General features: G+C 70.4%; 22 protein-coding genes. 15 read left to right on the top strand and 7 right to left on the bottom strand.

What is annotated here, in order from left to right; all coding sequences use genetic code 11:
• Positions 1 to 66: 66 nt before the first annotated feature.
• On the bottom strand, positions 67 to 1,950 hold the full coding sequence (locus tag ACODR1_RS07470; RefSeq protein ID WP_488879886.1) for an HWE histidine kinase domain-containing protein: 1,884 nt from the start codon (positions 1,948 to 1,950) through the stop codon (positions 67 to 69).
• A 182-nt stretch (positions 1,951 to 2,132) separates the two neighbouring features.
• Between ACODR1_RS07470 and ACODR1_RS07465 the strand changes: the two genes are divergently transcribed.
• From ACODR1_RS07465 to ACODR1_RS07455, 3 genes are all read left to right on the top strand, one after another.
• Entirely contained in the window at positions 2,133 to 2,483 is a 351-nt protein-coding gene (locus tag ACODR1_RS07465; RefSeq protein WP_165258757.1) for a hypothetical protein, read from the top strand.
• Between the two features lie 17 nt (positions 2,484 to 2,500).
• Entirely contained in the window at positions 2,501 to 2,878 is a 378-nt protein-coding gene (locus tag ACODR1_RS07460) for a hypothetical protein (protein ID WP_488879885.1), read from the top strand.
• Positions 2,879 to 2,953: 75 nt separating this feature from the next.
• Complete coding sequence (locus ACODR1_RS07455; protein WP_488879884.1) at positions 2,954 to 3,565, top strand: superoxide dismutase; 612 nt, start codon at positions 2,954 to 2,956, stop codon at positions 3,563 to 3,565.
• A 172-nt stretch (positions 3,566 to 3,737) separates the two neighbouring features.
• Here ACODR1_RS07455 and ACODR1_RS07450 read toward each other — a convergent pair whose 3' ends face one another.
• Both ACODR1_RS07450 and ACODR1_RS07445 read right to left on the bottom strand, forming a co-directional pair.
• Positions 3,738 to 4,562, bottom strand: coding sequence for a metallophosphoesterase family protein (locus ACODR1_RS07450; RefSeq protein ID WP_488879883.1), 825 nt, complete (start codon positions 4,560 to 4,562; stop codon positions 3,738 to 3,740).
• Complete coding sequence (locus ACODR1_RS07445; protein ID WP_488879882.1) at positions 4,559 to 5,416, bottom strand: diacylglycerol/lipid kinase family protein; 858 nt, start codon at positions 5,414 to 5,416, stop codon at positions 4,559 to 4,561. Before ACODR1_RS07445 ends, ACODR1_RS07450 begins: the two co-directional genes overlap by 4 nt.
• Positions 5,417 to 5,561: 145 nt before the next feature.
• On the opposite strand from ACODR1_RS07445, the gene ACODR1_RS07440 reads away from it, so the two are divergent.
• The 4 genes from ACODR1_RS07440 to ACODR1_RS07425 all read left to right on the top strand — a co-directional run bounded on the left by ACODR1_RS07440 (position 5,562) and on the right by ACODR1_RS07425 (position 7,255).
• Positions 5,562 to 5,903: a YMGG-like glycine zipper-containing protein gene (locus ACODR1_RS07440; protein WP_488879881.1), complete on the top strand. Its 342-nt coding sequence runs from the start codon at positions 5,562 to 5,564 to the stop codon at positions 5,901 to 5,903.
• Between the two features lie 103 nt (positions 5,904 to 6,006).
• A complete protein-coding gene (locus tag ACODR1_RS07435) occupies positions 6,007 to 6,477 on the top strand; it encodes an OmpA family protein (RefSeq protein ID WP_488879880.1) in 471 nt (156 codons plus the stop codon).
• A 295-nt stretch (positions 6,478 to 6,772) separates the two neighbouring features.
• A complete protein-coding gene (locus ACODR1_RS07430; RefSeq protein ID WP_116569418.1) occupies positions 6,773 to 6,973 on the top strand; it encodes a hypothetical protein in 201 nt (66 codons plus the stop codon).
• 9 nt (positions 6,974 to 6,982) lie between these two features.
• On the top strand, positions 6,983 to 7,255 hold the full coding sequence (locus tag ACODR1_RS07425; RefSeq protein ID WP_101720510.1) for a hypothetical protein: 273 nt from the start codon (positions 6,983 to 6,985) through the stop codon (positions 7,253 to 7,255).
• 113 nt (positions 7,256 to 7,368) lie between these two features.
• On the opposite strand, the gene phyR is transcribed toward ACODR1_RS07425, so the two are convergent.
• Positions 7,369 to 8,160 (bottom strand): anti-anti sigma factor/receiver protein PhyR, encoded by a 792-nt coding sequence (gene phyR / locus ACODR1_RS07420; protein WP_101720509.1) that lies wholly within the window; start codon positions 8,158 to 8,160, stop codon positions 7,369 to 7,371.
• A gap of 231 nt (positions 8,161 to 8,391) precedes the next feature.
• Here phyR and nepR point away from each other — a divergent pair, with 231 nt between their 5' ends.
• The 5 genes from nepR to ACODR1_RS07395 all read left to right on the top strand — a co-directional run bounded on the left by nepR (position 8,392) and on the right by ACODR1_RS07395 (position 12,416).
• Positions 8,392 to 8,577, top strand: a complete 186-nt coding sequence (gene nepR, locus ACODR1_RS07415; RefSeq protein ID WP_101720661.1) for an anti-sigma T factor NepR — start codon at positions 8,392 to 8,394, stop codon at positions 8,575 to 8,577.
• Between the two features lie 2 nt (positions 8,578 to 8,579).
• Complete coding sequence (locus tag ACODR1_RS07410; RefSeq protein ID WP_101720508.1) at positions 8,580 to 9,185, top strand: sigma-70 family RNA polymerase sigma factor; 606 nt, start codon at positions 8,580 to 8,582, stop codon at positions 9,183 to 9,185.
• Complete coding sequence (phyK, locus tag ACODR1_RS07405) at positions 9,182 to 10,900, top strand: sensor histidine kinase PhyK (protein WP_488879879.1); 1,719 nt, start codon at positions 9,182 to 9,184, stop codon at positions 10,898 to 10,900. The genes ACODR1_RS07410 and phyK overlap by 4 nt, the downstream gene beginning before the upstream one ends.
• A gap of 66 nt (positions 10,901 to 10,966) precedes the next feature.
• On the top strand, positions 10,967 to 11,104 hold the full coding sequence (locus tag ACODR1_RS07400) for an entericidin A/B family lipoprotein (RefSeq protein WP_101720506.1): 138 nt from the start codon (positions 10,967 to 10,969) through the stop codon (positions 11,102 to 11,104).
• Between the two features lie 208 nt (positions 11,105 to 11,312).
• Positions 11,313 to 12,416: a hypothetical protein gene (locus ACODR1_RS07395; protein ID WP_488879878.1), complete on the top strand. Its 1,104-nt coding sequence runs from the start codon at positions 11,313 to 11,315 to the stop codon at positions 12,414 to 12,416.
• On the opposite strand, the gene ACODR1_RS07390 is transcribed toward ACODR1_RS07395, so the two are convergent.
• The 3 genes from ACODR1_RS07390 to chpT all read right to left on the bottom strand — a co-directional run bounded on the left by ACODR1_RS07390 (position 12,413) and on the right by chpT (position 14,426).
• A complete protein-coding gene (locus ACODR1_RS07390; RefSeq protein ID WP_488879877.1) occupies positions 12,413 to 13,243 on the bottom strand; it encodes a CheR family methyltransferase in 831 nt (276 codons plus the stop codon). The two genes, ACODR1_RS07395 and ACODR1_RS07390, sit on opposite strands and share 4 nt — an antisense overlap.
• Positions 13,240 to 13,617, bottom strand: a complete 378-nt coding sequence (locus ACODR1_RS07385; protein ID WP_488879876.1) for a response regulator — start codon at positions 13,615 to 13,617, stop codon at positions 13,240 to 13,242. The genes ACODR1_RS07390 and ACODR1_RS07385 overlap by 4 nt, the downstream gene beginning before the upstream one ends.
• Before the next feature lie 122 nt (positions 13,618 to 13,739).
• Complete coding sequence (gene chpT, locus ACODR1_RS07380) at positions 13,740 to 14,426, bottom strand: histidine phosphotransferase ChpT (protein WP_488879875.1); 687 nt, start codon at positions 14,424 to 14,426, stop codon at positions 13,740 to 13,742.
• A gap of 137 nt (positions 14,427 to 14,563) precedes the next feature.
• Here chpT and ACODR1_RS07375 point away from each other — a divergent pair, with 137 nt between their 5' ends.
• From ACODR1_RS07375 to ACODR1_RS07365, 3 genes are all read left to right on the top strand, one after another.
• A complete protein-coding gene (locus ACODR1_RS07375) occupies positions 14,564 to 14,755 on the top strand; it encodes a DUF3553 domain-containing protein (protein ID WP_101711171.1) in 192 nt (63 codons plus the stop codon).
• Positions 14,752 to 15,531 (top strand): 3'(2'),5'-bisphosphate nucleotidase CysQ, encoded by a 780-nt coding sequence (gene cysQ, locus ACODR1_RS07370; RefSeq protein WP_488879874.1) that lies wholly within the window; start codon positions 14,752 to 14,754, stop codon positions 15,529 to 15,531. The genes ACODR1_RS07375 and cysQ overlap by 4 nt, the downstream gene beginning before the upstream one ends.
• A gap of 175 nt (positions 15,532 to 15,706) precedes the next feature.
• A complete protein-coding gene (locus ACODR1_RS07365) occupies positions 15,707 to 18,070 on the top strand; it encodes a TonB-dependent receptor (protein WP_488879873.1) in 2,364 nt (787 codons plus the stop codon).
• Positions 18,071 to 18,125: the final 55 nt, after the last annotated feature.

Below are 18,125 nucleotides of genomic sequence, written 5' to 3'. Positions count from 1 at the left end.
CATCTTGGAGCCGGCGCTTTTAGATCCTCCCCCTATGGGGGAGGTGGCCCGGAGGGCCGGAGGGGGTCACCCCCGACCGGTCACCGAGGCCAGCGCCTTGGCGATCTGGTGGACGTTGTAGGGCTTGCGCACGATCGGGGCGTCGAAGCCCATGGGCGCGGCCTTGTCGGCATACCCGGTGGCGAAGACGAACGGCCGGCCTTCCTTGCGCAGCACCTCGGCGACCGGCGCCACGGACTGGCCGTTGAGGTCGGCGTCGAGCACGGCCGCGTCGAACGTCAGCTCCAGCATCGACAGGGCTTCGCCCAGCTCGGCCGCACAGCCCACGACCTCGACGCCGCTGTCCTCCAGCCCCGCCTCCAGCTCCATGGCCAGCAACAGCGAGTCCTCGACGATCAGCACCTTGAGGCCGGCGATGGCTCCGGCACGGAAATTGTCGTCCCCGCCACCGATCGTCTCGACGATGCGTTCCGGCTCGGCCGGCGCCGGCTCGGGCTCGGGCGCGTCGGCCAGGGCCGAGGCGGCGGCATGGATCATCGCCGTGACGCCGCTGCGGCGGTAGTCGATCTTGGCCTCGCCGCCCAGCTCGCGCCCGACCACGTCCTCGACCAGGGTGGCGCCGAAGCCGCGCGTCACCGGCTCGCTGGTCAGCGGGCCGCCGGTCTCCAGCCATTCCAGGCTGAAACCGCCGTCAGGCGAGCGGCGCCAGACGATCTCGACCCGGCCGCTCTCGGTCGACAGCGAGCCGTACTTCACGGCGTTGACCGCCAGTTCGTGCAGGGCCAGCGACAGGGCGGCCGCCGCGCGGGGGGTGAGGAACAGCTCGGGCCCGTCCCAGCGGGTCTGGTTGGGGGCAAGCCCGCCCAGCTCGGCGGCGGCGATACGGCCCAGGGTCGCCCCGCGCCAGCGCGCCGCGCTGATCAGGTCATGGGCCGAACTCATCGACTTCAGCCTCGCGGCGAAGGTCTTGAGGAAAGCGTCCAGCGACGAGCTCTTGCGCGCCGACTGGGCGGCGACCGACTGCACCACCGCCAGCAGGTTCTTGATGCGGTGGTCGAGCTCGGCCACCAGATTGTCGCGCCGTTCGTCGGCCTCGCGCTGGTCGGTGATGTCCTGCACCACGCCCATCAGCAGGTCGGGCCGGCCCTCGTCGTCCAGCACCATGACGCCGCAGCCCCGGCTCCACTGCTCGTGGCCGTCCACGCCCTGGGCGCGGCGATACTCGACCTCGTAGCGGCCGGTGTCGCGCAGTTGAGCGCGCAGGTCCTCGCGCGTGATCTCCCGGTCTTCGGGATGGATATAGGGCCAGACGGCCTTGCCTTCCTCGGCGGGGACCTCGCCGGCGGGAATGCCGCTGATCCGGGCCATGCGCTCGCTGATCCGCAGGCGGTCGGTCTTGACGTTCCACTCGAATTCGCCGAGCCGGGCCGCGCTCAGGGCCAAGGCCAGGCGCTCGGCGTCCAGCAGGCGCTCGGCCGCCGCCCGCGCCTGGTCGGCGCCGCGGATCAGTTCCTCGGCGGCCAGGTCCGCCAGCTCGCCAAGGGTTTCCAACTGGCCAGGCGTGATCACGTCGCGGGGCCGGTCGTCCTCGACGGCCAGCACCCCCACCACCAGGCCGCGCGGATCGCGCAGCGGCGCGCAGGCGAAGAAGGCCGCGCCGGACAGGTCGGCATGCAGCGTCGAGCGGCTGCAACGCAGCACGACGTCGGCCAGCGGCGCATCGCGGGGAATCGAGTCGGCGGCATGCCCGATACGGCCGGCCAGGCGAATGCGCTCGGGCTCGATCAGCATCAGGGCGGCGCGGGGCGCGTCGAACAGACCCGCGGCCAGCCGCGTCAGACGGGAAAGGCGCGGGTCGTCGGCGTCCTTCCACGCTCCGGCCAGAGCCCTCGCCGCTCGCAGCCTGCGAGCCTCCTGGTCCGATGCTCGTTCTGCATCCGCGTCCGCCATGATTCGAACATAGACCGGCTTCTCGCGTGGCGCGAGCAGGGATCGGACGCTCTTGCACGATCTCCTGTGGTGAAGCTTTTCCGGTCGCGCTAAGGTGGGAACTGGCCGTGCGGGCTCCGCGTTGACGGGGCGCAGCTTCAGCTGCACTTCCCGTAAAGCCTGCCGCGAACCGGAGACGAGACATGCCCGCGAACGCCTTGAACACCGCTCAGAAGGAAGCCGACAAGGCGACGGCCGCCGCCGGCGCGGCCGCCGAGCACGCCGAACGTTCCTTCGCCGAGGCCGCCAGCGCCGCCAAGGCCAGCTTCGCCGACGCCGCCAAGCGCCTCGAGAAGAACCTGGTCGACAGCTTCGACACCCTGCGCGCCCAGAGCCGCACCTACACCGACACCGCCGGCCAGCAGCTGGAAGACGCCCAGAAGTACGTTTCCGAGCGCGTCCGCGAGCGTCCGATCACCGCCACCCTGGCCGGCCTCGGCGTCGGCGTCCTCCTGGGCCTCCTGCTCGCCGGCAGCCGCAGCCACAACAAGTGATCTTCGAAAAGACCCTGATGACGCTGGCAGCGGCCGCGGCGATCGCCGCGGCCGCTGCCGTGAGCGTGTTCGCCGCCGCCTTCGCGCTGTATGCGGTGCTGGCGCCGTTGCTGACGCCCGCCGGCGCGGCCGCCGTGGTCGCCGCCGTCACCGCCTTCATCGTCGCCGTGGCCGGCATGGTCGCCGCCAACCGGGCCGAGGCCGGCCGCGCGCGCCACGCGCCGCCGCCGGAGGTGAACGGTTTCGCCGAGCGCATCGTCGACATCGTCAAGGATCGTCCGATCCTGTCGATCGGCGCGGCCCTGGCCGCCGGCGTCTTCGCGCTCAAGAACCCGACTTTCACGGCGGCTGTCGCCCAGGCCTTCATGGCCTCGCGCCCGCCGCCCAAGCGCTGAAGTTTTTTCAGCGCCGTACCTAGCTTTCAACCGCCCCCGGCCCATCTTCCGGGGGCGTTTCGCCATGGAGTGACCATGTTCAAGCTGCCCGACCTGCCCTACGCCTACGAGGCGCTCCAGCCGACCATCTCGGCCAACACCCTCCACTTCCACCACGACAAGCACCACGCCGCGTACGTCAACGCGCTGAACGGCCTGCTGCCGGAAGACGACAGCCGCTCGCTGGAAGCCGTCATCGCCGACGCCGGCCCGGGCAAGGTGTTCAACAACGCCGCCCAGGCCTGGAACCACGCCTTCTTCTGGGAATGCATGGCTCCCGCCAGCGCCGGTCCGGGCGAAGGCCTGGCCAAGGCCATCGACGCGACCTTCGGCGGCCTGGCCGGCCTGAAGGAAAAGTTCGTCGCCGAGGGCGTCGGCCACTTCGGTTCGGGCTGGGCCTGGCTCGTCGCCGAAGGCGACAAGCTGTCGATCATCTCGACCCACGACGCCGACGGCGCCATGACCAAGCCGGGCGTGACCCCGCTGCTGGTCTGCGACGTGTGGGAGCACGCCTACTACCTCGACCACCAGAACAACCGTAAGGGCTTCCTGGAAGCCTGGTTCGACGCCCTGCCCAACTGGGCCTTCGCCGACGCCCAGTACGCCGCGGCTCAAGGCCAGGGCGAAGCCTGGACCTACCCGGTCTAAGCAACCGACCGAGGGCCGACCTCGAGAAGGGCGGGATCGCAAGATCCCGCCCTTCTTGCGTTCAGGGGATACGAAACCTCGCCCTTCGACGGGCCCAGGGTGAGGTTTCCGCGCCGGCCTTCGCCTTGGCCCTCATCCCGAGCTTGTCGAAGGATTGGGACCACGCACCGGACTACGGGTCTTCCGTCTTGCAGTTGGGCCGCCGGTTCACCGCCCAGGTGCGCCAGACGACGAAGCCAGTGCGCTCGAAGGCCATGGCGGTGATGCGCATCTCGGCCTCGTCGGCCTCGATGATGTTGAAGCTGGGCGGCACGCCGCGCTCGCGCACCGAAAGCGTGCCTGACCCCACCGCCTGGGTGCAGCCGCCGGCATAGGGATAGGCGTGCACGAACGGCGCGTGGATGTGGCCGGTCAGCACCAGGTCGGCGCCGGCGTTGGCGAAGGCCAGGGCCGCGGCCTGCCCGCCCCGCACCTTGGCGGTCATCGGCCCGCCCATCATCTCGATCAGCGGATGGTGACAGACCACCACCTTCAGCCGCCCCGGCGGTTCGGCGGCCAAACGTTTAGCCAACGCCTTGGTCTGGGAGCGCGACACCGCGCCCTTCGACCAGTTCCAGCGGACCTGCGCCCCGCGCGCCGAATTCAGCGTGAACACGGCCGCCCGCTCGTCGCGGAAGGCCAGGCCATCCGGTTCGCCGAACCGGGCCTCGTAGCGCCGCCAGGGCATGAACAGCCGCTCGAAGACCTCCACCGGCCCCTTGAACGGACTGTCGTGATTGCCTGGGGCCAATAGTTGCGGCCGGGGCAGGCGCTCGAACCAGGCGCGGGCGGCGTCGAACTCGACCTGGGCGCCGTCCTTGGTCAGGTCGCCGGCCCCGATGACGAGGTCCGGGCGCGCGGCGTGGATGCACTCCACCGCCGCCTCGACCGCCTGCGGGTGCTCGCCGCCGAAATGGATGTCGGAGACCTGGACCATCTTGAAGACGGATCCGGTCACGGCGCGTCGTCCCTCAGGGCCAAGGCGCGGAAGGCCTTGGGGCGAAAGCGGATCGAGACGTGGTCGTCCAGCCGCACCGGCTCGCCATCGAGAATGGCCGGGATCCGTCCACCCGCCCAGGCCTTCCCCACCCGGCAGCGGCCGACGCTGACCGATGGGTCGTCCCGCCAGGCGCCGGTGACAGTCTTGACCCCCAGGCGGAAGATGTCGAGGGCGTTGGTGGGATCCAGCGCCGCGGCCTCCAGGGCCCGTTCGTCGGCGTCCAGCGCCGTCGAGACCAGGGGGCACATCAGGGTCAGGGCCTCGGTCTTCTCCTTGGGCCGGCCGTCCAGCACGTAGCGCAGGCGGCTGGAGAAGGCCCGGCGCAGGGCCCGCTGGGCGCGCATCAGGGCCAGGTCGGCGCGCCCCTGGCGAGCGGCCTCGCGCGCCTCGGCCCACAGAGCCGGGCTGCCCAGGATGGCGGCGACGAAGAACAGGCGCCCGGCCACCTCGCCGCCGGAGATCATCCGTTCCTCGCCATGGGTCAGGCAGGCCTTCAGCGCCTCGGGCCAGGCCCGCTCGCCGTAGAGGGCGCGGGGCAGCATGTTCATGGTGCCGCCGGGCAACGGAGCGACCAGCGGACCGTCGGGACCAGCCATCTCCGCGGCGGCCCGTGCCGTGCCGTCGCCGGCCAGGACGAACAACGCGTCGGGCTTTCGCGACAGGGCCTGGGAGAGACAGGGCTCGAGCTCGCCGCCGGCCGGGGCGTGAACGGTGGCCTCGACGCCGTGCTCGGCCAGGATCGCCTCGGCCCTCTCGGGCCCGTCCCGTCCCACCGAGCCCGAGGCGGTGTTGGCGACCAGTTCGACGCGCATGGAAACTCCCGTCGGCGTGGCCGAAAGCGGCCCCCTTGCGGAGCAAACGGCGGCGCTTGGCCGGGGTTCCCGGATGCGAGGGCCGGAACTTCCGCCGCTCATGCTCCGTTTGAGTGACCGGGACACGCTCGAACGGAGAGCCAAGATGAAGACCACAGTGATCGCCGTGGCGGCCGCCGGCTTGCTGGCCACCGCCTGTACGGCCACCGGCAACACCGAACGCAACGCCGCCGGCGGCGCAGCTCTCGGCGCCCTCGCCGGCGCCGTGATCGGCAACAATGTCGGCGCGGGCGACGCAGGGACCGGGGCCGCCATCGGCGCGGCCATCGGCGGCACCGCCGGCGCCATCAAGGGCTGCCGCGAGGACGGCGGCTGCGGCGCCAGCAACGTGAATCGTCGCCAATACTATGACGAGCGCGCCGGACGGTATTACTACTACGACTCGCGCAGCGGTCGTTATTTCTGGGAAGACGGCAGCCCCCGCTAAGGCGGCCTCGTCCAAACAGGATTTCGAAGGCGGTCGGCGCGCGTCGGCCGCCTTTGGCATGTCCGGAGCGGCAGCGTAGTTGGGTGCAACAAGAGGGCGACGAATGAGCAAGGCGGGCGTGTGGATCGCTATGGCGGCGATCGGTGTTGCGGCGGCCGGTTGCGCAAGCAGCCCCTGGCCGAAGTCCCGGGCGCAGATCGAGGCCGTCCCGGCCGCCTGCGAGGACTTCTCGGTGTCGATCTATTTCGAGCGCGACTCCGCGGCGGTGACCCGCGAGGCCCGGCAGGTGCTGCGCGGCGCGGCTGACCTCGCCAAGGGCTGCACGGCCAAGAACGTCCACGTCGTGGGCCTGGCCGACGCGGTGGGAGCGCCCGACGCCAACCTCGCTTTGTCGGAAAAGCGCGCCGCGGCCGTGACCGGGGCGCTGGCCCGTGTCGGCTTCCGGCAGGTGTCGTTCGAGGTGACAGCGGCCGGCGACGCCGGGGCGACCACCCGCGATGGCGAGGCGCGCCCCCTGCGCCGCCGCGCCGACGTGCGCATCGACCTGGAAGGTCCCGCCAAGCCCACGTCCTGAGCCAGGCGTACAGAAAAGGCGGGTCGGTGATCCGATCCGCCTTGAGGCTCGACAGAAAAGGGGGGTTGCGGAGACGGCAGGCTGGCTATCGCCAGCCTCAAGTCGGGGGGGCGTCGCCGCCTCCGCAGACATAGAACGACCTCCCCTGATCGGCGTTCCCGACTTTTCGAAAAATTTTTCGCCTCACCGGCGAACCGCGTCGCCAGGCATGCGCAACGGACCTCGGAACGGCGCCGTGCGCGAAACGTTGTTCTCGTGATCCCGCGACATCGCGGGGCGAATGGGGAGCGACGTGATGATCCGCGCCTATCAAGCCGCGCATGGCGGACTGGTCTTCGAAACCCAGCGTCGCCGCAGGCAAGCCCGGAGTTCACGCCTGCTCGCCGTGGCGGCGGTGCTGGGCATGGCGCTGGCGGTCGGGACCGTCCAGCATTTCGCCGCCGCCCAACTCGACGCCGGCCGCACGGCTCCGGCCGGGTGGAACGACGCGAAATAGGAGGCGCCCATGGCGACCGACATCAATACCGAGCATTCGCCGACCCTGAAGGCCACTCCCGCCCGCCAGGGCCGCTGGGGCCGCCACATCTTCTGGGTGCTGGTGATCTCGATCGTGCTGGCCGCCATCGCTCTCTTCGGCAGCTGGGGCATGCGCTCGGGCGAACTGGCCTCGGTCGAGGGCAACCGGGGCGCCAACACGCCGGCCGAAGCCCAGCAGGGCACGACCGAGCTGGCCTCGCCCAAGCAGGCCCCGCAGGAACAGACCGCGCCGGCCCACTAGCCGCGCGGGACTGGGGAAGGGCTCGCCACAGAAGCCCAATGGAAACGCACCAAAGAGAAGGCCCCGGCGATCGCTCGCCGGGGCCTTCGTCGTTTCGGGATCCGGCCCCGCCGTCAGGCGGCCTGACGGGTCCGGCGCGGGTGGAAGAACAGCGCCTGGCCGATCGCCGCCTTCACCGTCTCCGGCTGGAAGGGCTTGGTGATCAGGAAGGTCGGCTCCGGACGCTCGCCGGTCAGCAGGCGCTCGGGGAAGGCGGTGATGAAGATCACCGGCACGTCGAGGCGGGCCAGGATGTCCTTGACCGCATCGATGCCCGACGAGCCGTCGGCCAGCTGGATGTCGGCCAGCACCAGGCCCGGGGTCTTGCGGGCGACGGCGTCGACGGCCTCGCCGCGGGTGGCGGCGATGTCGATCACGTCGTGGCCCAGTTCACGCACCAGCGCCTCGATGTCGGCGGCGATGACCGGCTCGTCCTCGATAATCAGCACCTCGGTCGCCAGTTCGGCGTCGATCTCGGCCTGGGCGTCGGCGATCAGCCGCTCGACCTCGCCGAAGTCGCAGTCGAGAATCTGGGCCGCCTCAGTGGGCGTGAAGCCCTCGAGCGCGGTCAGCAGGAACGCCTGGCGCGAGCGCGGAGCGATGCGCAGCAGGCGCTGCGAGGCGTCGTCCGAGATATCGTCCCGGCGGGCTTCGAGCTGGGCGCCCGAGGTCAGCCAGATGGCGTGGAAGACGCGATAGAGCGCCACGCGCGGCGACAGCGCCGCGTCGAGCGAACGCTCGCCGGCGGCCAGCGCCTCCAGCGCCACCCGCACATAGTGGTCGCCGGTCGTCTGGTCGCCGGTCAGGGCGCGGGCGTAGCGGCGAACGTAAGGCAGGTGCGGCGCCAGTCGGGCAAGAAGACTCATGACCCCTCCCGTAGAGTGTCTTCGAAACAAAAAAGGCCTTCTGTCACGGCAAAGCTATGCCGTTCAGTCGAGTGCATAACGTGCCCTGCGCGAGGGCGGTTCCGCACCGATCCGAATTTTGGCAGTCTATGCTCAAGCTTATGGAACCCGATGCGGAATGTGGCGTTGACATCCAGCATTTACACATTCGGCCGCAGGGGGCGGACGCTGCGCACAACCGGCGTCGAGGACATGATCGAACACGTACCCATGGAAGATCAACGCAAGGGAGCCGCCTCGCTCGATGAGGCGCGGCTTCGGCAGCAGGCCATCGGCGTCAAGCTTCGGCAGATGTTCGACGAGGTGGTCAACGAGCCGGTCCCGGACGAATTCCTCGACATCCTGCGCAAGGCTGACAAGCCTTCGGGAGAGCGTTGAGCATGAGCGAAGCGCAAGTCGGCCGATCGCCCATCGATCCGGCCCGTGACGGGATCTTCAAGAAAGAACTCGTCACCCTCATCCCGCACCTGCGGGCCTTCGCGCGCACCCTCACCGGTGACCCGACGGCCGCGGACGATCTGGCGCAGGACGCCATGATGAAGGCCTGGGACGCGCGCGCCAGCTTCCAGCTGGGCACCAACATGAAGGCCTGGACCTTCATGATCCTGCGCAACCAGTTCTATTCGGAGAAGCGTCGCTCCTGGCGCCAGAGCCAGCTCGACCAGGAAGCCGCCGAGCGGACCCTGGTGGCCGTGGACGATCCCGAAGCCCCCGTGGCCCTGGACGAGCTGCGCATGAGCCTGGCCATGCTGCCGCCCGAGCAGCGCGAAGCGCTGATCCTGGTCGGGGCCGGCGGCTTCGCCTACGAGGAGGCGGCCGACATCTGCGGCTGCGCGGTCGGCACGGTGAAGAGCCGGGTCAGCCGGGCGCGCCGGGCCCTGCAGGCCATTCTCGAGTCGGGCGGCTATGACCGCGACGGCGGCGCCGCCGGCGACGCGATGCACGCCATCCTGGCCGATGCGGAGCGCCTGAGCACCCAGCGGTGAAGCGCGTGTACGGCCGCGCGGCGGAAGTCGTCGGCACGATCCGGATCCGGCTTGGTCTGACGCTGGTGGTGTTCCTGCTGCCGGTGCTGATCATCGGCGTGGTGCAGTCCTACCTGGCGTTCCGTTCCGACGGCGACTCCCGGCGGCAGAGCCTGGAGCTCGCCGCCGGCCACAGCGCCGCGACGGCCCGGGCCCGCATCGAGGCGGCCGGCGTGCTGCTCCAGACCCTGGGCCCCGGCTCGGTCGGGCTGGAGTGCGCCCGGCGGCTCGACGCGGTGAAGTCGCGCCTGCCCGGCTACGCCAACCTGATCCGCTTCGACGCCTATGGCCGCGTGGCCTGCGCCGCCGGCACCACGCCGCGCGACCCCGAGCGCGCGCAACGTCCCTGGTTCCTCGACCTGGCGGCGGGCGCCCACCTGGCGGTCGCGCCGGCGCCCGGCGCGGTCTATGCGGGCGAGCCCTCGGTGCTGACCGCCGTCCGCGCCGAGGACGGCGCCGGCGTGTTCGATGGAGCCATGGCCGCCGTCCTGACCCTGTCGAGCCTCAAGCCCCAGACCGCCAACCGCTTCCTGCCCGACGGCGCCGAGATCGGCCTGGCCGACGCGCGAGGGGGCATCTTTTCGGCCACCGATCCCAACGCCTTCGGCCCTTCGAACACGCACCTGCGCGAAGAGAGCCAGGCGGGCCAGAAAACGATCCTGTGGTCGGGAAAGGACGCGCAGGGGCGCCACCGCCTGTTCTCGGCCGCCCCGCTCGTCGAGGATGACGTCTTCGTAGTGCTGTCGGCCCCCGCGCCGGGCCTGATCTCGTGGGCGACCCTCAGTCCGATCTCGCGGCTGCTGCTGCCGCTGCTGGCCTTCGCCCTGGCCCTCGCCGGCGTCTTCTGGACCACCGAGCGCGAGGTGATCCGCTGGATCGTCTATCTGCGCCGGGTGGCGGCGATCTACGCCAAGGGCCGCTTCACGGTTCGCCCGGTCCAGGCCTCCGAGCGCGCGCCGCCGGAAATCCGCGAGCTGGCCAAGACCCTCGACGACATGGCCGCCGGCATCGTCCAGCGCGACGCCTCGTTGCGCGACAGCCTGGCCGAGAAGGACTCGCTGATGCGCGAGATCCATCACCGGGTGAAGAACAACCTGCAGATCATCACCTCGCTGCTGAACATGCAGCAGCGCGCCCTGACCGATCCGGCCGCGCGCACGGCGATGAATGACACCCGCCAGCGGATCACCGCCCTCGCCCAGATCTATCGCGCCCTCTACCAGGGGCCTGACCTCAAGCGGGTCGACCTGCGTCCGTTCCTCGAGGAGCTGACCGCCCTGCTGCTGGCCGGCGACATCAACGGCCAGGGCGCCGTGCGCACCGAGGTCCACGCCGATCCGCTGGTCATCGATCCGGACCGGCTGGCGCCGCTGGCCCTGTTCGCCGTCGAGGCCATCACCAACGCCCAGAAGCACGCCCTTTCCGAGCGCGGCGGCGTGCTGACCGTCGATTTCTTCGTGCGCGGGGAAGAAGCCGAACTGGCTATCGGCGACGACGGCCCCGGCGCCCCGGCCGGCCCCGGCGAAGGGGTGGGCCGCACCCTGATGACCGCCTTCGCCCGCCAGCTGCGCGGCCAGGTGAAGTTCGACGCCAGCCCGATGGGCGGCCTCCTCGTGCGGCTGGTGTTTCCGACGCCCCAGGCCCTGCCGCCGCCCCAGCATCAGGCCGGAACCTAGGCCGGCGGGCCACGTTTGCTCTGGGCAATCTCAAGCGCCCGTCAGGGCGAGCACCGGAGAACTCTCATGCGCAAGTTCGTCATCCTGGCCGCCCTCGCCGCCAGCCTCAGCGTCGCCGCCTGCAACACCGTCGAAGGCGCCGGCAAGGACGTCTCCTCGGCCGGCCAAGCCGTCAGCGACACCGCCCGCGACGCCAAAAACTAAGACGGGCCTCCCAGCCCGGACCGCAGGGCCCGCTCCGACCAGGAGCGGGCCTTTTGCCGTCATGGATCGCCCTGTTGCGGCGATGGCGCCGAACCGGCGCCGGCGCGTCTCGGATGCGCATCAAGCGTTGCAGGCCTGACAAGAACACCCCGGATTTCCTGTCGCGCGGGAGATAAGCCCGACAACCGGGCCGCCGATCCTGGCGGTCATGACGATCCCGGCCGCCCTTCCCGATCCCGCCCTGCCCCCGGTCTTCGTGCACAGCGGCTGGCGCTGTTCGAGCACCTATGTCTGGAGCCGCTTTCGCGCCCTGCTCGGCGTGCGGGCCTATTACGAGCCCTGGCACGAGCAGCTGGCGGCCCTGACCCCCGAGCGCATCGCCCGCGCAACCCCGCGCGCCAGCGGCCTGCGCCACCCCGGCGACGACGCCCCTTACCTCGCAGAGTTCACCGACCTGCTGGCGCCCGGCGGCGGCGTGGCCGGCTACCAGCCGCGCTTCGCCCTCGACGACTATTTCCTGCCGGCCGGCCAGCAGGACGCCGCCCAGACCGCCTATGTCGCCGGACTGGTCGGCCACGCCCAGGCCGCCGGCCGGACGCCGGTGCTGGCCTGTTGCCGCACCCTGGGCCGCATCGACTGGCTGAAGCGGCGGTTCGGCGGGTTCCACGTGGTGCTGATCCGCGATCCGCTGCAGCAGTGGCTGTCGTTCCACTCGCTGCGCAAGCGCCCCCGGCCGACCTATTTCGAGCTCTGCCAGTATGTCCTGCTGTCGGAAGCGGCCGAGGCCGGACCGCTGGCCCGGCGGCTGGGGCTGCCGACGCCCAGGGGCGGCGCGCTGGCCCAGCGCATCGCCGCCGTCCGCCGACGACTGAAGCGGGCCCCGGCGCGGGCGTCGTTCACCGCTTTTCTCGCGATCTACCTGCTGTCCTACCTGAAGGCCCTGCCGCAGGCCGACCTGGTCATCGACGTCGACCGCCTGGGTCAGGACGCCGATTACGCCGCCCGGATAACCGAGGCGCTGCGGGCCGGTTGCGGCCTGGCGCCCGACTTCTCCGACTGCCGCACGCCGGCCGCCCACGGCGAGGTCCCGGCCGCGCCCTACCGGCGGATCTCGCGACAGGTGATAGACGCCCTCGACGCGCGCGCCGCCCTGGCCGCACCGGGTCCGGCCGCCCTGCTGTTCGCCAAGCTGTCGAAGGCGATGGCTGACGCGCCCGAGCCGCCCGCCTCGATGCGGCGACGGCTGGCCGGCTGGGTCTCGGAAATGCTGGAAACCCTGGCGCCGCGCCGTCGGCGCCGGGCCAGGATCTAGGCCGCGGCGGCGCGGAAGGCCGGGTCGCGGGCGAACAGGCCAGGGCGTCCCGGCAGCGGCTGCAGGGCCTCGGTGACGCCCGCCAGGCTCTCGTTCTCGCCCAGCACCAGCAGGCCGTCCTCGGTCAGGCGGGCGGCCATGCTCTCGATCACCCGCCCGCGCACCGACGGGTCGAGGCCCGGCAGCACGTTACGCAGCACGATCAGGTCGAAGACACCCATGGCCGACAGGTCGGACACCAGGTTGATCCGCCGCCAGCGCACCGCCTGGCGGATGCGCGGCGAGATCGCCCAGGTCTCGTCCTGGTTCTCGAAATGCTTGATCAGCAACCGGATCGGCAGTCCGCGCTGCACCTCGAACTGGGTGTAAAGGCCGCTCTGGGCCTTCTCCAGGCAGCGTTCGGACAGGTCGGAGGCGAAGAACTCGAAGCGCACGCCCGGCTCCAGATCGCGCGCCTCGTCGGCGGCGATGGCCAGCGAGTAGATTTCCTGGCCGGTCGAGCAGGCAGCGCTCCACACCCGCACCGAGCCGTCCTTGCGGCGGCGCGACAGCTCCGGCATCGCCACGTCGCGCAGGAAGGCGAAGGTGGCGCGATCGCGGAAAAAGGCGGTCTCGTTGACCGTCAGGGCCTCGACCACCGCCCAGATCAGCCGCTCCTCGCGCTTGGCGCGCAGGGCCGCGATCAGGGCCTCGATCGACGAATAGCCCTCGCGCCGGGCCAACGGCGCCAGGCGGCTCTCGACCACGTACTGCTTGTCGGTCTCGACCCTGATGCCGGCGCGGGCGCGGCCCAGGGCCGCCAGCAGATCCATGTCCTCGGGGGTCATAGCAGGCCCGCCTCGGCGAACTTGGCGGCGATGATCTCGCCGTCGAAGGGCTTCATGATGTATTCGTCGGCGCCGCTGTCGAGCGCCAGGCGAATGTTGTCGACCTTGTTCTCAACGGTGCAGAACACCACCACCGGCGCGTCGCCGCCCGGCTCCTGGCGCAGGCGCTGCAGGAATTCCAGGCCGTTCATCACCGGCATGTTCCAGTCGAGCAGGACGGCGTCGGGCATGGCCGCGCGACACCAGGCCAGCGCCTCCATGCCGTCGGCGGCCTCGGCGATCTCGAAGCCGATATCCTCCAACGCACGGCGGGCCACCTTGCGGATCACCCGGCTGTCGTCGACGACGAGGCAGGTCTTCACGGCGCGCTCCAAATCGGCGAGCGCGTCAGGCGAAAGTGTGTGCGGTTTCGCCGACTGACGCGCTCCAAATCCTAGACCGACAGGATTGGCCGATCCGGGTTAAGGAGCGGTGACGGCGCGTAAAAACGTACGGTTCAGTCGAGCGCCGGAGTCCAGGCGGCGATGCTGACGCGCTCCTCGGCGACCTCGACGCCGATCTGGCCGCCGGCGGCGCGAACCACCGAGAACAGATAGGCCGCCTGCACCCACGGACCGCCCAGGCCCTCGCCCAGCGGCTCGCCCTTCAGGCCGGCCAGCACCTCGGGACGCAGGCGGGCGCGCGGGCCCACGGCGTCGGCGGTGATCGCCGTGCGGCCGTCGGCGACGACGGCGCGCAGCGTGGCCGAGCCGCCGGCCGGCAGGGCGCTGGCGGCGATCTGGGCGATGTTGAGCAGGGCGCGGGAGGCGGCCTTGTTCAGCGGCTGCGGCGCGATGTCCCAGGTCAGGTTCGGGCGGACGTGGGCGAAGACGCCCTGCTGGGCCAGCCGCTCCAGCTCGCGGGAGTCGAAGGACTCTGCCGATGCCGAGGCGCCGAAGGCCACGCGGGTGAACTGCAGCAGGTCGGCCAGCTTGCGGGCCGAGCTGCTGATCAGGCTCATGGCGTCGTCGCGCATGTCCTGGGCGCTGGGATCCTCCAGCAGGTCCAGGCCCGAGACGATGGCGCTGGCCGGGCTGATGAAGTCGTGACACAGCCGCGCGGCCACCAGGGCGGCGAAATCCGGGCCGTTGACGTCCAGCGAGGCGGCGGGCGCGGGCGAGGCGGGGGCGGCGGTGTCGGTCATGGCGCGATCTTTGGCGTGATTTGGGGCTTTGGCAAACGTCGCCGCGAAAACGGTTTCAACCAGGCCGCGCACAGATCGCCGCCGACGGATGCCGAAAACCGCTCACACTTTGGCGCGCCACGCTCTATCAGGGAGCCGTGATGGATCCGTTTCTCGAACCCGGCGTGCTGGTGCGCCATCCGGGCCAGCCCGACTGGGGCCTTGGCCAGGTGCAGTCCGTGACCGGCCATCGCGTCACCGTGAATTTCGAAGAGGCCGGCAAGCAGACGATCGACGCCCGCGTCGTGAGACTGGTCTTCGTCGGCGACGACCCCCGAGGACAAGCATGAGCTCCGCCCCCCTTCCGGCCGACATCGGACGCGACCTGGCCCGTATCGTCGAGGCCGCCGCCGAGGTGATCCTGCCGTTCTGGCGGACCGAGCTGGACGTCGTGCGCAAGGCCGACGAGAGCCCGGTGACCGAGGCCGACAAGGCCGGCGAGAAGGTGATCCTGGCCCTGCTGGCCGAGCGCTATCCCGACATTCCCGCCATCTCCGAGGAACATGCCTGCGAGTACGGCACGCCCGACCAGATCGGCCCGCGCTTCTTCCTGGTCGATCCGGTGGACGGCACCAAGGCCTTCGTGCGCGGCGATCCGAACTACACCGTCAATATCGGCCTGATCGACAACGGCGCGCCGGTCGCCGGCGCCGTCTGCGCCCCCGCCACCGGCGAGGTGTGGTTCACGGCCGACGGCGGCGTGGTCAAGCGCGAGGGGCCAAACGGCGCCGAGACGCCGGTGCGGGCGCGCGCCTGGCCCGAGGGGCAGGCCCTGGCCCTGGTCAGCCACACCATGAAGGAAGACAAGGCCACCGCCCTGGCCGACCAGTACGGCTTTTCCCTGCGCGCGCCGATGGACTCGTCGATCAAGCTGGCCCGCATCGCCGAGGGCGCGGCCGACATCTATCCGCGCCACGGGCCGACCATGGAGTGGGACACCGCCGCCGGTCACGCCCTGATCGTCGCCGCCGGCGGCCGCTTCACCACCCCGGAAGGCGAGCCCTTCACCTACGGCAAGGCCGACCAGGGCTTCCGGAACGGCTGGTTCGTCGCCCGCGGCGCCTGATACGCGAACGATACGTTGCATAATGGTCACGGTTGTCGCGTGCAGCGGCGACCGTGCTCCTCCTGCGACTGATTATTATTGCACCCCGGCAATTGCGAAAATAAGAACGCCTCGCAATTTCAGGACAGCGGCCGCGGATCCTCCCCCGCGACCCGAGCTGGGGTCTCTCGACAAGATGCATAAGCCTTCCTCGCCCGCCGCCGGCGTTCGCAGCCAAGCCCGCCGCGCCCTGGGCGCCGCCGCCGTCGCCGGCGTCGCTGGTCTCGCCCTGGCGCCCGCCGCCTTCGCCGCCGACGCCGACGCGCCGGTCGCCACCGCGCCGGGCTCGGCCGACGTGCAGGAAGTCTCCGGCGTCGCCGTCGACGCCCGCAAGGCCACCGACGTGCAGTCGGCCAAATACACCGCCCCGCTGGTCGACACCCCGCGCTCGATCACGGTGATCTCGAGCCAGATCATCGAGCAGACCGCGGCCACCTCGCTGACCGACATCCTGCGCACCTCGCCGGGCATCACCTTCGGCGCCGGCGAAGGCGGCCAGCCGCTGGCCGACCGTCCGTTCATCCGCGGCCAGGCCTCGGGCAACAACATCTTCGTCGACGGCATCCGCGACACCGGCGGCCAGACCCGCGAAGTGTTCAACCTCGAGCAGGTCGAAGTCATCAAGGGTCCGGACTCGGTCTACAGCGGCCGCGGCTCGGGCGGCGGCAGCATCAACCTGTCGACCAAGTCGCCCAAGGCCCGCAACTTCGCCAGCGGCTCGGCCGCCGTCGGCACCGACAACTATCTGCGCGCCACCGCCGACGCCAACTACACCTTCGCCGACAACGCCGCCTTCCGCCTGAACCTGATGGCCACCAAGGGCGACACCCCCGGCCGCGACGCGGTCGGCTTCGAGCGCTGGGGCATCGCCCCGTCGCTGGCCTTCGGTATCGACACCGACACCCAGGTGACCCTCAGCTACTACCACCTGGATACCGACCAGGATCCGGACTACGGCATCCCGCTGATGACCAAGCGCACCTGGGGCGTGGCCGGCACCGACACCCGCACCAAGCCGGTCAGCGGCATCCTCGACGTCTCGCGCGACGCCTATTACGGCCTCGACCGCGACTTCATGAAGACCAAGGCCGACATCGGCACCCTGGCGATCCGCCACAAGATCAGCGACAACCTGTCGGTCCGTCAGGCCATCCGCTACTCCAAGACGGTCAACGACTACGTCGTCACCAACCCGGGCGACGGCGGCGCCGCGCAGTTCGTGGCCGGCGAATGGTGGATGAAGCGGGGCACCAAGTCGCGCCTGAACCCGACCACCACGATCGCCGCCGTCACCGACATCAGCGGCCAGTTCAACCTCGGTTCGCTCAAGAACAGCTTCAACGCCGGCGTCGAGCTGTCGCGCGAGAAGAACGAGAACTCGAGCTACCTGATCTACACCACCAACGGCTCGGCCTGCCCGACCGGCTTCACCAACAACGTGACCACCGCCGGCGTGGGCGACTGCACCCGTCTGTACGCCCCGAACCCGAACGACTCCTGGCAGGGCGTGATCAACAAGGGTCCGGTCTCGAACTCGGTCACCAAGTCGGCGGCGATCTACGCCTTCGACACCGTGACCATCACCGAGAAGCTGCTGCTGAACGTCGGCGCCCGCTATGACAGCTACGAGACCCGCGGCCTGAACCAGACCGTGGCCGCCAGCAGCAACGGCGTGGCCACCTCGATCACCCTGCTGCAACTGCCCAAGGCCAGCTGGGACTTCTTCAACTACCAGGTCGGCCTGAACTACAAGCCGACCCAGTCGAGCAGCATCTACGCCTCGTACGCCACCTCCTCGACGCCGCCGACCATCCAGGGCGGCGACCAGAACACGGCGGCCACCGCGGCCCAGGAAGTGCTGGATCCGGAAGACACCACCAGCATCGAGCTCGGCGCGAAGTGGAACCTGTTCGGCGACCAGCTGGCGCTGTCGGGCGCGGTCTTCAAGACCGAGCGCAAGAACGCCCTGATCCTCGTCGCCCAGAACAAGTCCGAGCAGGTCGGCGAGACCCAGGTGAAGGGCCTCGAGCTGGGCATCTCCGGCAAGATCACGCCCAAGTGGCAGGTCTTCGGCGGCTACACCTACATGGACAGCGAACTGGTTCGCGGCGCCGTGACCGTCGTCAACGCCAACACCGGCGAGACGGCGATCAACGTCAACACCGGCGACCCGCTGGCCAACACGCCGAAGAACACCTTCAGCCTGTTCACGACCTACCGCGTGCTGCGTCCGCTGACGATCGGCGGCGGCGCCTACTACGTGTCGAAGACCTTCGGCGGCAACCAGGGCGGCGCCGGCGGCGGTACGAACCGCATCTACATCCCGTCCTACACCCGCTACGACGCCTTCGTCTCGTACCAGGTCAACGACAAGGTCGACCTGCAGCTGAACGTCCAGAACCTGACGGACGAACGCTACATCCTGCGCACCAACGGCGTGCACCATGCCGACCCGGCGCCGGCCCGCCAGACCATGCTGACGCTGAACGTCCGCTACTGATCCCCTTCGCCTCGGCGAACGATCGACTGAAGACCCCGCCCGGAGCGATCCGGGC

The sequence above is a fragment of the Caulobacter sp. FG7 genome, assembly GCF_057808875.1.
This window is presented reverse-complemented; position numbering and strand designations above follow the sequence as displayed.

Excerpts from the sequence above, each read along its gene's own strand:
- ACODR1_RS07470 (WP_488879886.1), bottom strand. The coding sequence starts at position 1,950 with ATGGCGGACGCGGATGCAGAACGAGCATCGGACCAGGAGGCTCGCAGG.
- ACODR1_RS07465 (WP_165258757.1), top strand. The coding sequence starts at position 2,133 with ATGCCCGCGAACGCCTTGAACACCGCTCAGAAGGAAGCCGACAAGGCG.
- ACODR1_RS07460 (WP_488879885.1), top strand. The coding sequence starts at position 2,501 with ATGACGCTGGCAGCGGCCGCGGCGATCGCCGCGGCCGCTGCCGTGAGC.
- ACODR1_RS07455 (WP_488879884.1), top strand. The coding sequence starts at position 2,954 with ATGTTCAAGCTGCCCGACCTGCCCTACGCCTACGAGGCGCTCCAGCCG.
- ACODR1_RS07445 (WP_488879882.1), bottom strand. The coding sequence starts at position 5,416 with ATGCGCGTCGAACTGGTCGCCAACACCGCCTCGGGCTCGGTGGGACGG.
- ACODR1_RS07440 (WP_488879881.1), top strand. The coding sequence starts at position 5,562 with ATGAAGACCACAGTGATCGCCGTGGCGGCCGCCGGCTTGCTGGCCACC.
- ACODR1_RS07435 (WP_488879880.1), top strand. The coding sequence starts at position 6,007 with ATGAGCAAGGCGGGCGTGTGGATCGCTATGGCGGCGATCGGTGTTGCG.
- ACODR1_RS07430 (WP_116569418.1), top strand. The coding sequence starts at position 6,773 with ATGATCCGCGCCTATCAAGCCGCGCATGGCGGACTGGTCTTCGAAACC.
- ACODR1_RS07425 (WP_101720510.1), top strand. The coding sequence starts at position 6,983 with ATGGCGACCGACATCAATACCGAGCATTCGCCGACCCTGAAGGCCACT.
- phyR (WP_101720509.1), bottom strand. The coding sequence starts at position 8,160 with ATGAGTCTTCTTGCCCGACTGGCGCCGCACCTGCCTTACGTTCGCCGC.
- nepR (WP_101720661.1), top strand. The coding sequence starts at position 8,392 with ATGATCGAACACGTACCCATGGAAGATCAACGCAAGGGAGCCGCCTCG.
- ACODR1_RS07410 (WP_101720508.1), top strand. The coding sequence starts at position 8,580 with ATGAGCGAAGCGCAAGTCGGCCGATCGCCCATCGATCCGGCCCGTGAC.
- ACODR1_RS07400 (WP_101720506.1), top strand. The coding sequence starts at position 10,967 with ATGCGCAAGTTCGTCATCCTGGCCGCCCTCGCCGCCAGCCTCAGCGTC.
- ACODR1_RS07395 (WP_488879878.1), top strand. The coding sequence starts at position 11,313 with ATGACGATCCCGGCCGCCCTTCCCGATCCCGCCCTGCCCCCGGTCTTC.
- ACODR1_RS07390 (WP_488879877.1), bottom strand. The coding sequence starts at position 13,243 with ATGACCCCCGAGGACATGGATCTGCTGGCGGCCCTGGGCCGCGCCCGC.
- chpT (WP_488879875.1), bottom strand. The coding sequence starts at position 14,426 with ATGACCGACACCGCCGCCCCCGCCTCGCCCGCGCCCGCCGCCTCGCTG.
- cysQ (WP_488879874.1), top strand. The coding sequence starts at position 14,752 with ATGAGCTCCGCCCCCCTTCCGGCCGACATCGGACGCGACCTGGCCCGT.
- ACODR1_RS07365 (WP_488879873.1), top strand. The coding sequence starts at position 15,707 with ATGCATAAGCCTTCCTCGCCCGCCGCCGGCGTTCGCAGCCAAGCCCGC.